The organism is Cnuibacter physcomitrellae (genome assembly GCF_014640535.1).
Lineage (GTDB): Bacteria > Actinomycetota > Actinomycetes > Actinomycetales > Microbacteriaceae > Cnuibacter > Cnuibacter physcomitrellae.
Genome location: NZ_BMHD01000004.1, coordinates 20,410 through 33,999 on the forward strand (window position 1 = coordinate 20,410; position 13,590 = coordinate 33,999).

The 13,590-nt window shown below is 69.7% G+C and carries 18 protein-coding genes; 9 read left to right on the forward strand and 9 right to left on the reverse strand.

Going from position 1 to position 13,590, the window contains the following annotated elements:
* Positions 1-1,528: 1,528 nt before the first annotated feature.
* The 8 genes from IEX69_RS20420 to IEX69_RS20455 are packed head-to-tail and all read left to right on the forward strand — an operon-like array spanning position 1,529 to position 8,180.
* On the forward strand, positions 1,529-2,677 hold the full coding sequence (locus tag IEX69_RS20420) for a hypothetical protein (RefSeq protein WP_157127543.1): 1,149 nt from the start codon (positions 1,529-1,531) through the stop codon (positions 2,675-2,677).
* Entirely contained in the window at positions 2,674-2,937 is a 264-nt protein-coding gene (gene nrdH / locus IEX69_RS20425) for a glutaredoxin-like protein NrdH (RefSeq protein ID WP_085021910.1), read from the forward strand. The genes IEX69_RS20420 and nrdH overlap by 4 nt, the downstream gene beginning before the upstream one ends.
* A gap of 39 nt (positions 2,938-2,976) precedes the next feature.
* Positions 2,977-3,339: a single-stranded DNA-binding protein gene (locus IEX69_RS20430; protein ID WP_085021911.1), complete on the forward strand. Its 363-nt coding sequence runs from the start codon at positions 2,977-2,979 to the stop codon at positions 3,337-3,339.
* A 3-nt stretch (positions 3,340-3,342) separates the two neighbouring features.
* The gene (locus IEX69_RS20435; protein ID WP_085021912.1) at positions 3,343-3,762 is read left to right on the forward strand and encodes a hypothetical protein; all 420 of its coding nucleotides are present in this window, start codon (positions 3,343-3,345) and stop codon (positions 3,760-3,762) included.
* Positions 3,759-4,379, forward strand: coding sequence for a DUF6668 family protein (locus IEX69_RS20440; RefSeq protein ID WP_157127544.1), 621 nt, complete (start codon positions 3,759-3,761; stop codon positions 4,377-4,379). Before IEX69_RS20435 ends, IEX69_RS20440 begins: the two co-directional genes overlap by 4 nt.
* Positions 4,376-6,205 carry a type IV secretory system conjugative DNA transfer family protein gene (locus IEX69_RS20445; RefSeq protein WP_085021914.1) on the forward strand — a complete coding sequence of 610 codons (1,830 nt, stop codon included), beginning with the start codon at positions 4,376-4,378 and terminating at the stop codon, positions 6,203-6,205. Before IEX69_RS20440 ends, IEX69_RS20445 begins: the two co-directional genes overlap by 4 nt.
* Positions 6,196-6,885: a DUF4913 domain-containing protein gene (locus IEX69_RS20450; protein WP_085021915.1), complete on the forward strand. Its 690-nt coding sequence runs from the start codon at positions 6,196-6,198 to the stop codon at positions 6,883-6,885. The genes IEX69_RS20445 and IEX69_RS20450 overlap by 10 nt, the downstream gene beginning before the upstream one ends.
* 26 nt (positions 6,886-6,911) lie before the next feature.
* Positions 6,912-8,180, forward strand: coding sequence for a hypothetical protein (locus IEX69_RS20455; protein WP_085021916.1), 1,269 nt, complete (start codon positions 6,912-6,914; stop codon positions 8,178-8,180).
* A gap of 75 nt (positions 8,181-8,255) precedes the next feature.
* Here IEX69_RS20455 and IEX69_RS20460 read toward each other — a convergent pair whose 3' ends face one another.
* Positions 8,256-9,869, reverse strand: coding sequence for a relaxase/mobilization nuclease domain-containing protein (locus IEX69_RS20460; RefSeq protein ID WP_085021917.1), 1,614 nt, complete (start codon positions 9,867-9,869; stop codon positions 8,256-8,258).
* The gene (locus tag IEX69_RS20465) at positions 9,866-10,252 is read right to left on the reverse strand and encodes a plasmid mobilization protein (protein ID WP_085021918.1); all 387 of its coding nucleotides are present in this window, start codon (positions 10,250-10,252) and stop codon (positions 9,866-9,868) included. The genes IEX69_RS20460 and IEX69_RS20465 overlap by 4 nt, the downstream gene beginning before the upstream one ends.
* 210 nt (positions 10,253-10,462) lie before the next feature.
* On the opposite strand from IEX69_RS20465, the gene IEX69_RS20470 reads away from it, so the two are divergent.
* A complete protein-coding gene (locus tag IEX69_RS20470) occupies positions 10,463-10,768 on the forward strand; it encodes a hypothetical protein (RefSeq protein WP_157127545.1) in 306 nt (101 codons plus the stop codon).
* 573 nt (positions 10,769-11,341) lie between these two features.
* On the opposite strand, the gene IEX69_RS20475 is transcribed toward IEX69_RS20470, so the two are convergent.
* The 7 genes from IEX69_RS20475 to IEX69_RS20505 all read right to left on the reverse strand — a co-directional run bounded on the left by IEX69_RS20475 (position 11,342) and on the right by IEX69_RS20505 (position 13,516).
* Positions 11,342-11,614 (reverse strand): hypothetical protein, encoded by a 273-nt coding sequence (locus IEX69_RS20475; RefSeq protein ID WP_085021920.1) that lies wholly within the window; start codon positions 11,612-11,614, stop codon positions 11,342-11,344.
* Positions 11,615-11,663: 49 nt separating this feature from the next.
* Positions 11,664-12,050, reverse strand: a complete 387-nt coding sequence (locus IEX69_RS20480; protein ID WP_085021921.1) for a ribbon-helix-helix protein, CopG family — start codon at positions 12,048-12,050, stop codon at positions 11,664-11,666.
* On the reverse strand, positions 12,047-12,316 hold the full coding sequence (locus IEX69_RS20485; RefSeq protein ID WP_085021922.1) for a hypothetical protein: 270 nt from the start codon (positions 12,314-12,316) through the stop codon (positions 12,047-12,049). The genes IEX69_RS20480 and IEX69_RS20485 overlap by 4 nt, the downstream gene beginning before the upstream one ends.
* A 61-nt stretch (positions 12,317-12,377) precedes the next feature.
* The gene (locus IEX69_RS20490) at positions 12,378-12,686 is read right to left on the reverse strand and encodes a hypothetical protein (protein WP_085021923.1); all 309 of its coding nucleotides are present in this window, start codon (positions 12,684-12,686) and stop codon (positions 12,378-12,380) included.
* Positions 12,683-13,012 (reverse strand): hypothetical protein, encoded by a 330-nt coding sequence (locus IEX69_RS20495; RefSeq protein ID WP_085021924.1) that lies wholly within the window; start codon positions 13,010-13,012, stop codon positions 12,683-12,685. Before IEX69_RS20495 ends, IEX69_RS20490 begins: the two co-directional genes overlap by 4 nt.
* 21 nt (positions 13,013-13,033) lie before the next feature.
* Positions 13,034-13,273 carry a glutaredoxin domain-containing protein gene (locus IEX69_RS20500; protein WP_085021925.1) on the reverse strand — a complete coding sequence of 80 codons (240 nt, stop codon included), beginning with the start codon at positions 13,271-13,273 and terminating at the stop codon, positions 13,034-13,036.
* A gap of 15 nt (positions 13,274-13,288) precedes the next feature.
* Positions 13,289-13,516: a hypothetical protein gene (locus IEX69_RS20505; RefSeq protein WP_085021926.1), complete on the reverse strand. Its 228-nt coding sequence runs from the start codon at positions 13,514-13,516 to the stop codon at positions 13,289-13,291.
* Between the last annotated feature and the right edge of the window lie 74 nt (positions 13,517-13,590).

A 13,590-nucleotide genomic window follows, 5' to 3' on the forward strand; every position in this document is an offset into this window, starting at 1 on the left:
GCGACGTACAGAAGGCCGCCGACCTGCTCCAGGCCGCCGAGGGGCGTCTCGCGTCCTATCAGGCGCAGCGACTGTCGCTGGTGGTGATGGTCGTCGAGCTGTCCCGCCGGGAGCGACTGCAGACCGTGGAACGCAACATCATCGCCGCAGCCCTCTCCCACCTGGACGACACGATCACGGATCGCGTGCCGGTGCTCGCGGATCTGCTCGAGGTGGTGCAGAACCCACCCCAGTCGGTGCGCACGGTCAGCGTCGACCGGGGCGATGACGACCGCTACCGGAACAAGACCGAGCAGCTCGAGGAAGACCTGATCGCCCTCACCCAGGGCGTCGGCCTCGGGGCCGCGTTCTCCAAACCCACCAGCGAGCCGATGCGCCGGGATCGGCCGGTGGTGTTCGACCTGTCCGCGATCAACGAGGACGACAAGGCCCTGCTGGCCGCGGCGATGCTCGCCTGCTGGTCGGTCGGGATGATGACCACCAAACTCAACTCCGTGCTCGCCGACCACGGCCTCGCGCCGCGCAGGCACTACTTCATCGTCCTGGACGAGCTGCACCGGGCACTGCAAGCCGGATCCGGGGTCATCGACCACCTGGTGCTCCTGACCCGCCTGAACCGGTCCCGCGACTCCGGACAGGTCATGGCCACACACACGATGGCCGACCTCGAAGCCGTCCCGGACGAGCACGACCGGGAACGGGCCCGCGAGCTCGTCGCGCATTCCCAGATCAAGGTGTTCGGCGGGCTGCCTCCGGTGGAGGTGAAGGAACGCCTCACCCGGATCACGGAGATCACCGGCCGCGAGGCGGACCTGATCGGGTCCTGGTCCGACCCGGGGGTGCTCGATGAGCGCACCGGCGAGGCCATCCCGCCCGGCCGCGGGAAGTTCCTCATCAAGGTCGGCCGCCGCCCCNCCTCGGCGACCCCACCACCAGCCCCGACCTGCAGGAGGACCCCGATGACGACTGGGAGTAACCGACTCGCCGGCGTCAGCGCCGTGGCGATCGCCGCCGCCCTCGCCCTCACCGGATGCGTCGCGGGCCCACCCGGCAGCGGGACGCCGGGGGAGGCGCCGTCGACGTCGACCGGCCCGACGTCGACACCCGGCGCACCCACCGCGGCGGGGGAGGGGTCGCCGGCGCCGACGGCGGCGCAGGACGACGACACCGCCGTGACCGGGGATGCGCTGTCGCAGGCGCAGACGGCGGCCGCGCAGGCCGCCGTCGACACGGTCGCGATCTTCGCCCGCAAGGACCTGCCCTACGACGCCTGGTGGCAGCTGCTCGCTCCGCACCTGTCCGAGCAGGCGCAGCAGGCCTACCAGTACACCGACCCGGTCAACGTTCCGATCCATGGCGTCACCGGGAGCCCGGTGCCGCTGGAGGAGACGTGGACCAACAACGGCCGCATCGCGGTCCCGACCGACGCCGGCACCTATGAGGTTCGGCTGTTCCGGCCCGACACCGCCTCGGCCTGGCTGGTGTGGGACATCGTGCCCCCGGATCGACAGAACGGATAGAGGACCTCGTGAAGGCGTTTGGTGGGGCCGCGGCCGCGGTGGTCGCAATGCTCGTGCTGATCCTCAGCATCGGCGTCATGGGGAGTACGCAGACGGCGGCCGCGTGCGGCCAGGGCGGCAGCAGCACCGTCACCCTCCCGCCCGGTCTCACCGTGGACGGGTTCACGCCCGAGCAGCTCGGGAACGCCGCCACGATCATGAATGTCGCCGCGCAGCGGCAGCTCCCGACGCAGGCGCAGCTGATCGGGGTGATGACCGCGATGGGGGAGTCCTCGCTGGTCAACATCGACTACGGCGACGGCGCGATCAACCCGGACGGATCCGTCGCGGACTCGATCGGGCTGTTCCAGCAGCAGTCCTCGTGGGGAACCGTCCAGCAACGTATGGATCCCGCGGCCGCGGCGGGCCTGTTCTACGACCGGCTCGTGAACGTGCCGGACTGGTCGACGCTGCCGCCGTCCCGGGCTGCGCACGCGGTGCAGCGCAACGCCGACCCCGACCACTACACGAAGTACGTCGATGGCGCCCAGCGCATCGTCGACGCCCTCACCGGTGCCGTCTCCGGCGCACCCGCGCCGTCCGGTGGTGCGGGTCCCACCGGCGCTCCCGCGGGAGCGGGTGGGTGCGCGGTCAGTGGTGACGCGGTCGCGTTGGCGCAGGAGCTTGTGGCCGCCGTCGATGCCGGCAAGCTCGTCGGCTCTACCCCGGACCACATCAAGGAGATCCGGTGGATCGCCGAGGGACAGACCGTCCCCGACTGCGGCGTGGATGTGCGGATCCTGCAGATCATCGTCATCGCCGTCCGCTCCTTCGACAACGTCGGAGTCTCCGACATCAACCGCAAGTGCACGGGACAGATCGAGGGCGCCGGCACCGCGTCCAGCCACTACATCAACGGCGGCGGCCACGCCGTCGACTTCTACCGCCTCAACGGACACTCCCTCACCGGCGCCGATGACGACTCGATCAAGCTCATCCAGATCCTCGACCCGATCGTCCCCACCGGCACCAACGTGGGCCAGTCCTCCTGCCGCGCCGCGGCCGGGATCTCGCTGCAGCTGGTGCACCTGCAGCCGTTCGACGACACCTGCAACCACTTCCACATCGACGTCGGACACACCGACGGATCCCTCACCCCCGGAGGTCTGCTGTCATGACCGACCGCATCACCGTCTACACCAAACCCGACTGCGTGCAGTGCAAAGCCACCGAGACCGCTCTCGACCGCTCCGGGATCCCCTACAACCCCGTCGACCTCTCCACGAACCCGGCCGCGCTCGAGTACGTCACCGAGGAACTCGGCTACCTCGCCGCACCCGTCGTGGTCGTCGACGAGCACGACCACTGGTCCGGGTTCCGACCCGACCACATCGCCCGCATCGCCGCCCTGGCGACAGCGGCCCGGGATGCGTCCTAACCGGCGGCCATCCCACCCCTCACGAGTAAGGAGCAGCACATGTCCACACCGCGCACCATCACCGGCAACCTCGCCGCCGACGTCGAAACCGTCCAGGCCGGCAACGTCCAGATCACCAAGTTCCGGGTCATCGAGAACACCGGCGAATACCGGGCCGGGAAGTACCTCGAGCACCCCAACCCGACCACCCACTTCGTCGAGGCGAAGTTCGAGCTCGGCCAGAACGCCGCCGCCACCCTTCACAAGGGAGACGCGGTGATCGTCGTCGGCCGGGAGCACACCGTCTCCTGGGGTCCCGAGGACGCCAAGAGCTACGGACGGGTCATCGACGCCGACAGCATCGGCGTCGACCTCGCCCGCCAAACCGCCGTCGTCACCCGAGTCGCCCGCACCGAGGAGTAACCCATGACCATCCCCGTCCCCTCCTTCCCCGTCATCCGCTCCACCCTCCGCGACGACGCCACCGGCGAGCTGGTGGTCAACGACACCTCCTACCCGCTCGCCGGCGACACCATCAGCCGCACCCGCACGGGCGTGATCGCCTACACCGCCTCCCGCGCCCGAGAGCTGGGACGGCCGGTCCGGCTGCGAGCCACGGAACCCGGCGGCGGGACGTTCGACGTCGCCGTGAGCGGTGACGGGTACGTGCAGACCCTCCGGCCCGACCATAGCGTCGATGAACCCCGGCCCGGGCAGACCCGCCTCGTCGAGCAGGGCACGTGCCGGAGCTGTGGGGGAGAGACGGACGTGAGCGAGAACTTCTGCGCCTTCTGCGGCACCAAGGATCCGTTGTCCGCGATCGTCACCCCGGGAGAGCACGCATGAACGCCCCCAGCAGGTTCAGCCGCCACACCCCAGAACCGGCCGAGAACCCGTACCTGACCAAGCCCGAACAGGCACCCGTACTCGATCCTGGCCGGCAGGTGCGAGCTTCGCGCGTATCGGGGCCGCAGCCGTTCGTGACGGTCCCCGACCTGGTCGACGCGCTCCCCGCGCGGGCGGTGCGCGCGCAGGCGTCGCTGTGGGTGGTCGGGGTGCACGGCGGCGCCGGCGTGGACACCCTCACCCGGCTCGGCACCGGGTGGGCCGGCATCGGCCGTGCCTGGCCGGCGTACCCGGACGGCGCACTCGTCGACGTCGTCCTCGCCGCCCGCACCCACTACGCGGGCCTGCGCGCGGCACAGAACGCCGCACGGCAGTGGGCGGCAGGTCAAGTCCCGCACGTGCGCCTGCACGGCCTGGTCCTCACCGCCGACGCCCCGGGCAAGCTCCCCAAGCCGCTCACGGAGCTCGCTCACCGCATCGGCGGGGGAGTGCCCCGGGTGTGGGTGATGCCGTGGGACGAGAACACCCGCCGCACCGGGCAGGCACCCGCTGCCCCCGCCTACACGGAGTTCGCGGCAGACCTCACCACGATCCTTGAAGGAGGACCCCAGCGATGAGTGAACCGAACCGCCGCAGCCAACCGGGAAGCGGCCGAGACCAGCTCATCCTCTTCGCACTCGGCATCGGGGGAGTCCTGGTGCTCGTGGGCGTCTATCTGGCCTTCCGGGTGGGCTCGGAATGGGACGGCGTCAACGCCGATACCCGCGAGAACCCCGTCAAGGCGTTCTTCGGCATCGGCAGCGGATCCGTGCTCTGGCCGGGCTCCGCGACGCTGCTGCTGGTCGGCGCCGCCGTGCTGCTCACCGCCGCGGCGGTGCTCATCAGCATCCCCGTGCGGCGTGCCTCGAAGAAGCGGACCCGCGTCGACCGGTTCTCCCGGTACATGGGTCAGGGCTCGGCCCTCGCCGCGTACACCGACGCGCGAGCGCTGCGGGGCAAGGCGGAGAAGTTCGGGGGCACCTGGACCGGGATCTCGGTGGGGCGCACGGTTGTCGGGAACCGCGAATTCATCTCGGGCCTCGAGGAGGTCTATATGGAGATCGCCGGGCCGCGGACGGGAAAGTCGACGTCGCGGTGCATCCCGGCGATCGTGAACGCGGTGGGTCCGGTGCTGTCGACATCGAACAAGCGGGACCTGGTCGACTCGACGCGGGACATCCGTGCTGAGAAGGGGCGGGTGTGGGTGTTCGACCCGCAACAGATCGCCATGGAGCCGGTCACCTGGTGGTGGAACCCTCTGGCGTACATCGTCCCCGAGCCGCTGGACCCCCGGTATCGGGAGGCGTTGACCACGGCGGACGTGCGGGCGGCGAAGCTGGCAAGCCACTTCGCCAACGGCTCGAAGGCGGACGGCGCGAAGGGGGATGCCTTCTTCGAGCCCAAGGGCGAGAACCTGGTGAAGAGCTTCCTGCTCGCGGCCGCGCTGGATCAGCGCTCCATCATCGACGCGTACATGTGGACCACGGAAATCTCCGTGACCGAGGTGGTCGACATCCTCGCCCGGCACGGGTTCACCACGGACGCCGCCAGCGTGCGCGGCAACGACAACGCCGCGCCCGATCAGCGCTCGGGCGTGTTCGAGACCGCAGCGAAGATGCTCGCCTGCCTCCAATACGCACAGATCCGGCCCTGGATCACCGGCGCCGGCCCCTACGACTCCCGGCCCCGGTTCGACGCTCACGAGTTCGTGCGCACCACCGGGACCCTCTACTCCCTCTCCCGCGAGGGAGCCGGCACCGCCTCCACCCTCGTCACCGCCCTGACCGCGGAGGTCGCCGAGGCGGCCGAGGCATACGCCACCGAGCAGGGCGGCCGCCTCCGAGTACCGATGGTGTGCGTCCTGGACGAGGCCGCGAACGTGTGCCTGTGGCGCGAACTGCCGCAGCTGTACTCCCACTACGGCTCCCGCGGGATCCTGCTCATGACCATCCTGCAGGCCTGGTCGCAGGGCGTCCGGGTGTGGGGCAAGGAGGGCATGGACCAGCTGTGGAGCGCCGCAAACGTGAAGGTCTACGGCGGCGGTGACGACGAAGACGACTTCCTCGGCAGGCTCAGCCGACTGATCGGCAACTACGACAAGCAGACCAGCACCGTCACCCACTCCCGGCAGGGACGGTCGACGTCGTTCCAGCTGCAGCGCCAGGCGATCATGGAGATCGGAGATCTCCGGGCTCTGCCCCGCGGCCGCGCCGTGGTCCTCGCCTCCGGCGCGCCGGCGACGATGGTGCGCACGATCCCCTGGATGGAAACCGAGCACGCTGACGCGATCGCCGCGTCTGTGCGCGCCCACGACCCGGGCGCGCAGAAGACCCTCACCGACCTCGAGGCGGAAGCGGCGAAGGTCCGCGCTGAGCAGCAGAGCTGGGAGCGGACATGGGCGTGAACCCTGACGAGCTCGGCGAAGACACCGACGTCGACGAGCCAGAAGAGGAGGAGAGCGAACCGAAGGAGCTGGTCTACGGCAGCGTCAACGAGTTCGTGCGCGAGTACCTCAGGAACGTCTACCGGCGCCGCATCGACGGGCAACCGTGGATGTGGGTGGGGGACTGGTGGCGCTACCCCGAAGCAGAAGACGTCCTCGACGCACTCTGGCGGGCCTGGGAGCATCTGAACCTCGACGGTCGCACCGGTAAGAGCGTGTGGTGGCGGGACCATGCGCGCCCGCACATGGAGTCGCTGATGACCAAGGGGACCTCACCATTCCCTGCCGAGGCGGTCAAAGCGCAGAGCACGACCGTGCTCGACCCGCTGCCCTACGTCGAGCCGCCCGCGGGCAGCTACCCGGATCAGCGGGGGCCCGCCGCGGTGGCGGCCGCGATCGTGCACCTGCTCGCCCACCGCGACCTGCCCGACTGGGACACCCGCATCACCGGCTACCTGGCTCACCCGGGCGCGGTCGACCTCGACGAGCTGCCGGTGCCGGCGGCCACGAGCGATGCCGTCGAGGTCCTCGACGGCGAGGGCGAAGCGGTCGACGTCGTTGTGGGTGACCTGCTCGTGCAGCTCGCCCGGACCGCGCCCGCGGATCCGTGGCTGGCCACCGACATCCAACCCCTCACCTGACCGCTGAGACGCCTAGGAGGCATCCGATGGAACACGAACACGAAGACCCCACCCAGCACGCGACCCGCACGATGCAGACAATCCTGCTCGCCGCATCGCAGCTGGCCGGGAGGATCAGCGCGGCACGGCAAGACATGCTGCGTGCAGCACAGGCACGCAGCGAGCAAGCCGCCCGAGCCCTGCAGGCGCAGCTGGACGCCCAGCGCGCGTCCGAGCTGGCGCAGCTGCGGCCCGTGCACGACTCTCGCTGGTGGGACACCGCGACGCCGGACACGATCGCGGAGAAGTACGAGATCGCGTCGAGGTGGCGTGAGCACGCGCCTGACGATGCCACCGCCAAGGCGATCGCCGACGCGGACGCCGCGATCGCGCAGAACGTCCGTGACCGGTACGGGGTCGACATCTCGACACTCTCCGCGCCGCCGGCAGAGGTGATGGCTGCCGCGGCGGAGATCGCCGACAAGCGCGCGGCCGAGACCCGGTTGCGTGCTAGCTCCGACGTCGACCGGGCCAAGGCCGAGTTCCTGCTCGCGGAAGCGAACGCCTACGACACACTCGCGAGTGAGCAGCGCGAACAGGCGAGCGAGCTCCGTGGAGGTATCGACTGGGACCGGGGCTCTACCGACGACGTGGCGCAGTTCGAAAACGCCGAACGCTTCGACGACGCAGCCGCCGCGCTCACGGGCGAAGCGGACCGGTCCCGTGCAGAGGCGAATGAGGCGCTCGGGCGGGCGGACTGGGCGGACGGCCACGCCGACAGGCTCGGCACGGACGCAGCGCAACAGGAGGCCGCGCTGAACGCTACGTCGGGGCAGCAGCCGGTCGAGCGGTTGCGGGAGGACGCCGCGGCTCGCGACGCCGCCGCGGCCGAGGCGAGCACGGAAGAAGCTCGCCTCGCCGACGTCAAAGCGGCGCCGCGCACCGCCTCGGCCGACGTCCCGCACGACATCGACGACAGACACGCCGCCGCGGCACAGGCCACTCAGGTGGCCCAGCACGGCGCTGCTGCGGCGCACGAGCGGGCCGGTCAGCCTCGAACGCCCGCGGAGCGGTCGACGGCAGAGGACTACCGAGCCAAGGCCGCCGACTGGGACACACCCCAGCGGCTCGACCGGCTCCGGGAGAGCCTGACTAACCGGAACGTGGACCCGCAGCTGATCGACTCACGCATGGTCACCGAACGCGGTCGCCGCACCCCACCCAACGCCGCGGTGCAAGTCGCCAAGACGGCCGCACCCAAAGCCAGGAAGAACACCGGCCGAGGCCAGGGCAAGGACCGCACGCTCAACATGTGACGGTGTTACTCCGAACACGGTCCGAGAGGGGCCCGGCACGTGGCGTGCCGGGCCCCTCAGCGCGTCTGAGCTCGCCTACCGGCCCAGCGTCGGCCCCTGGGTGGGACCGTGCCGACGCCTTGTGTACGGGACGCTCCCATCGGTTCCGGGGGAACCGCCACGGGCGTTCCTGGTCTGCGCCTCTCGGATCTCTCGGAGCCGGTCGCGTGCCCGTTCCTCGGAGGTCTTCGGTACCGGGGGAGAGGCCGGCGCACCCGCCGGTTGGACTGCGGCGAGCGTGGCCGTGAGAGCCCGCTCGGTGCGCTCGGCTTCGCGGGTAAGGCCGGCCTGGTCCTTCCACTCGATGATGCTTCGGGTCATCGCGGTCAGCTGCCGGGCGAGCATGAGATAGGCCAGATCGGAGGATGCCTGGCCGGACGCGACCATGAGCAGCATCCCAGTCTCGGCCGCGATAAGCCGAGGACTCGTAGACGGCGATCGCGTCGCGTCGCGAGCGGGTGTCGCAGCGATCTTCCCGAGCTGCCTGGACACCTCGCGCAGCGGCCCAGGCTTGGCTCCCTCGACCCGGTAGGACCACGCGGAGTAGACGCCAGCGACCTCGCGGGCAGCGGAGGTCCACGCGGCTCGATCGGTCGCGGGAGTGCTCTTGAGTCGTTCCGCTGCAGCCTTCAGCTGTGTCGCCGCGGCTTCCCACGACTTCGTCGACGCAGCTCCCGGTGAGCTCACTCGGGAGGTCCCATCGCGGGTCGACCGCCAGGCCGCTTCCTGGACGGCGGGCGAGGTCGGTCCCCACGCGTCACGCAGCCGCGGAAGGGTGAGCTCGCGGGACAGCCGCCCTCCACCGAACCACACCGGGTCGCTGCCCGCTCGAGGTCGCGCGGCCACGGAGTAACCGGTCACTTGAGCGCGTGACCCCTTGGCGTAGTAGGGGCGGATCATCACGCCCGACGCGCGGACGGCGTCGACGAATGTCAGATCGTTGCGCGACGCAGCCGCGGCGGCACGCACGACCCTTTCCAGCCTCTCGCGCTCGGTCTCGGGCAGCCCCTCCCGCACCGTTCGGGCCTGCTCGGCGGGCTTCACACCGCGCGATCCGACGCCCATGTCCCGGGTCTCCAACACCCGCAGGCCGTGCTCCCGCTCGAGCTCCCCGGCGACGATCTGAGACCGCCGATGGGAGTAGCCGAGGTCGACCTTCGCACCGTTGGTGCGCACGATCGACACGGCGAGGTGAATGTGGTCGTTGCCGTTCTTCGACAGGCCGTGACGGATCGCCGCCCATCGAACACTGGGTGCGTCGTCGGTGGCGCCGAACCCCATCCGGTCGATGTAGTCGTGCGCGATCTCCGCCCACTTCTCGTCCGTCAGCTCGCCTTCGTCGGCCGACAGAGACAGGGAGACGTGGAACACACCGGCGTCGACCTTTCGGTACGACACCTTCCCTGTCTCGGCGTCGACCTGCTTCACCGAGCGGCGGCAGTCGACGTCATGCTCCCTGCGTGGCGCGTCGATGTGGCGAGCGAGCGACACCACATCGGCCCGGCCCAGAGGGGCGCCCGCGAACTCCATCTCCACGTACCGCGACCCCGCGATGACGTGCTGGTTGGTGTGGTCGTTCTGCCTGCCAGGGCCGGCCAGGTAGGAGACCAGCCCGGTCATGTTGGCGCCCTCGACGACGTTGGGGATCACGTCAGATCCCAGGACTGTACGGTCGCTTCGATGAGCCGCGCCACGCGCCGGACTTCCTCGAACGTGGCCTCCGCGTCGGAAGGGTAGACGCGCTCCGTGTTGGCGAACTTTGCGAGCTGGTTGACGTTGTTCCCGATCGCCGCCAACCCGTCCTGCAGCTCGAAGACACCCGTGATGAACTTCCGCACGTCCGAGCGGGTCTGAACGTTCGCGTTCATCGCCGACTCCACCAGCAGTCGCGGCACAGTGATCCCGCCCGCGACCACGGCGCGGGCCTCCAACGCGGCCTGCTCCTCAGCGTTCACGTACACCACGTACCTCTTGTCGCGCGGCGACTCCGAGTTCTCCCGCCGCGACCGGCCGAACAGCTGCGAACGCCTCACGAGCAGCTCCAATCCACGCCAGCGCAGCGACCCCGCACCCACATGGCGCGGGGACCACCGAGGCCATTCAGCCGCGGTGAGATCAGGTTACAGCATGTAACCTGACAGCTTGCTCCTGACTCTGACTCGCAAAGCGGGTCCAGACGGGTGCTCCCAGCGCGACCGGGAGGTCGCTGACCGTCGTGAGCGGTCGTCCTTTAGGCTTGCCTCATGAATGAGCCCATCCAGAATGTTGAAGCGTCGGTGGCAGTCGCGCGCCGGTTGGTTGAGGCGGAGACCAACGCGAGAGTCGATGCGGTGCGCGCGATCGTGGTCGCCTCGAACGAGGTCGAGTCTTTGGAGGCGCGGCTTCGTGACGCGCAGGCCGCGCACGACTCGGCCTGGCAGGCGGCGCTGCGGGCCGGGTGGAACGAGAAGAGTCTGCGCGCCACCGGTGCCCGTGGTCCGGGCCAGCAGGGTCGTCGCCCGCGTCGCCGTGAGGCCGCGTCGGCGGCGCCGGCGACGGTGGGGGAGTGACGCCTTCGGCGTCAAGGTGGGTGCGGTCTTGATCCCCCTGACCACCTGTGGACAGCACGAGCTCTCTCCTTCGGGCTCGTGCTGCCCACAGGTGGACAGCGGGACCCTCCACCCGGCCGCACACAGGCCACACGTTCCGTCCCGTAGGCGTGGTCGCGTAGGGAGCGGTGTGGCCTGTGCACGGCCTCATCGAGTGCAACTCGACACCAGGGATGGCGCAGCGCAGCTGCTCCCAATCGTCGGGACTAGCTACCCCCGGGATCAGCACCCGCCAGTTCCAAGCGCACCGCGACTGAAGGGTGCGGCGGTCGTCCCCACTGTGCAGGACACCCACCGAGAGGTGTGCTGTGCACCATTGGGGGCGACCGCTCTCGGGCGGCTGGCATCCGCGATCCGTGGTTGTCCCCGGGCCGCTCAGCCCGGCGCCCGTCCAGGGCTGCCGGGACGCGGGCGGGGCGTCAACCACCCCTCCCTACTCATCCCAGCCGTTGCCGTGATTGGGGGAGCGCGAGGGCGCCGAGCCCTCGCCGCCGGCCCTCGGAAAGGGCCGGCGAGCCACCTCGGAGCGGTCGGCTATCCGAGTTCGAGGGAGTGCAGCTCGGAGAGCAGCATCATCACCTCGCGGCGCGTGAACGAGTGCTGAAAGTCCAACGTCAGCACCGGGTCATCTACGCCGACCGGGCCGTCCTCGTAGACCGCCTCGATCGCGGCGTGCTCCAGCACCGAGCGGACCCGCGCGGCGACCTCCGGTGAGGGTTTGCCCGCGATGATCGACAGCAGCACCGCGGGCGATAGCTCCGCGTTCGCCGCCGTCGCGTTGCCGATCGCGGGAATCTCGTCGCTCATCCCCGCGCCCCAGGCGGCGTGGGTGTTCGGGCAGCGGTCGGCGTCATGATCAGGAGGCGTCGAGGTAGCGTGCCAGGGCGTCGCGCATGAGCGCGCTGGGCTTGCGGTGTTCCCGCGCGGCGCGCGCGCGAAGCGCCGCGTCGAGGTCTGGAGTGAGGCGCAGGCTCATCATCGGGGACTTGCCCCGCGCTCCGGTCAGTGAGGGGCGGCCGCCCGTGGCTCGCTCGACAGCCTCGGACGATCCGAGTGCCTGTTCGAGCAACTCGAATCCGTCCTCCGGGCCCGTCGCCCACTCCACGACAGCGTCCGCGGGGAGGGCCGCGTCGTCGTCGCTTTCGGCGCGAGCGGCAAGGCGCTCTCCGAGCGCTTCCTGCTCGGGCGTGGCCGCCGCGAACAGATCGTCGATGGTCTTAATGTGCTCGTCCTTGCCAGTCATCCTCGGCTCCCTTTGACTCGATCCCACGTCTTCCGCCGAAGCGGCATGACGTGGAAGATGAACAGGTCCCGTGGTGGCGTCACTACCGCCATCACCTCCAACATGGTCCCGTCCGAAGCTCTCCCGATGAACAGGTCAGGGCGCGGCCCGCCGTCGCGGGCGTCGTCGAACTTCTGGACGTGAACCAGGCGGGTACGGATAGCCAGAAGCGCATCCGCACGGTCGATACCGTGCTTGTCAGCGCTCGAGGAGAAGGTCACCGCCATAGCATTATTGTAATGCAAAACATCGCGTAATGTAATGCATTACTGAGCCCTGTTGCGGTGCTCATGATGCAGGCCTAAGGCTCGAATCGCGGGGGCGCTCGTAGAGTGCAGCACGTCGCCGTTCCATCTCCCCATGCGGCACCACCGCCCGGACGTCGGGGCGGGGTGAGAACGCGATGCGGTAGTACCGTTCGACGTCCGCGAGAGCCTGCGCGAGCTCGGCCTGCGCGCGGGCGAGGTCGGTGAGGGCGTCGTCGGTGATCTGCTGCATGACGGCGGCGTCGTGCTGGTGGGCGTCGAGGGCGTCGGCGTAGCCAGCGACATACACCTCGAGCTGCTCCGGAGTGAGCGCGGCGAGGTCAATGCTCATGACCGATCCCTTCCGTAGGCGTCACCCTCGTACTGCTCGTGCGCGGCCAGGAAGGCGGGGGAGTGGGTGTCGTAGCGGGCGATCGCGGTCGCGGTGCCGGTGAACAGGTCGGCGTTGCGGTAGAGGCGTCCGCAGGCGGGACAGAGGGTGTGCTCGTCCGGGTTCGTGCTGGCGCTGCAGCAGAACGTGACCGCGCCCGTGGTGTCGGCGGCGTACCAGTCGGCGGCGTAGGTGTCGTTGCCGCACGCGCACGTCTGGTTCTCGCCGTCGACGTCGACCACCGCGCATCCGTCGACGTCGACGACGGGGTAGGAGAGCGTGTACACGGTCGGGTCTCCTTGTCTGGTTCAGGCGGCGGCGAGGGCGCTGATGAGGTCGGGTCGGAAGCCCGCCCACGACCCTGCCTCGGTGTCGGTGATGACGATGGGGGCGGTGAGCCCGATGCGGGTCTTGAAGTCCTCGATGACGCTCTCCGGCTGGTCCTCCAGCAGGCGGGGCTCGTAGACGATCCCTGCCCGGTCCAGGGCGGTCTCGGTGGCCTTACACTGACCGCAGAACCCGGCCTTGGTGTAGACGATGACGCTCATGATCCATGCCCCCTTTCAGCGGCCGAAGTGGCGGTGACGGTCAGCGATCTGCGCGGTGACGAACCCCGCAGCGAGGAAGAGCACCCCGACCCCGACCGCGACGATCGAGACGATCACCGATGCGGTGCCCTGCCCGACCAGGAACAGGACGAACCCGACGATCACGCCGACGACGATCACGCCCACGGCGGTGATGTAGAGGGTGGCGGAGAGCTTGTCTGCCCGCTTGGTCTTGGTGTTCATCTGTCCTTCTCCTTCACTGATTCGCGGTATCGGATGTGACCGGTTCATTGAATAAGGGGACCGTCCTGCCGGCC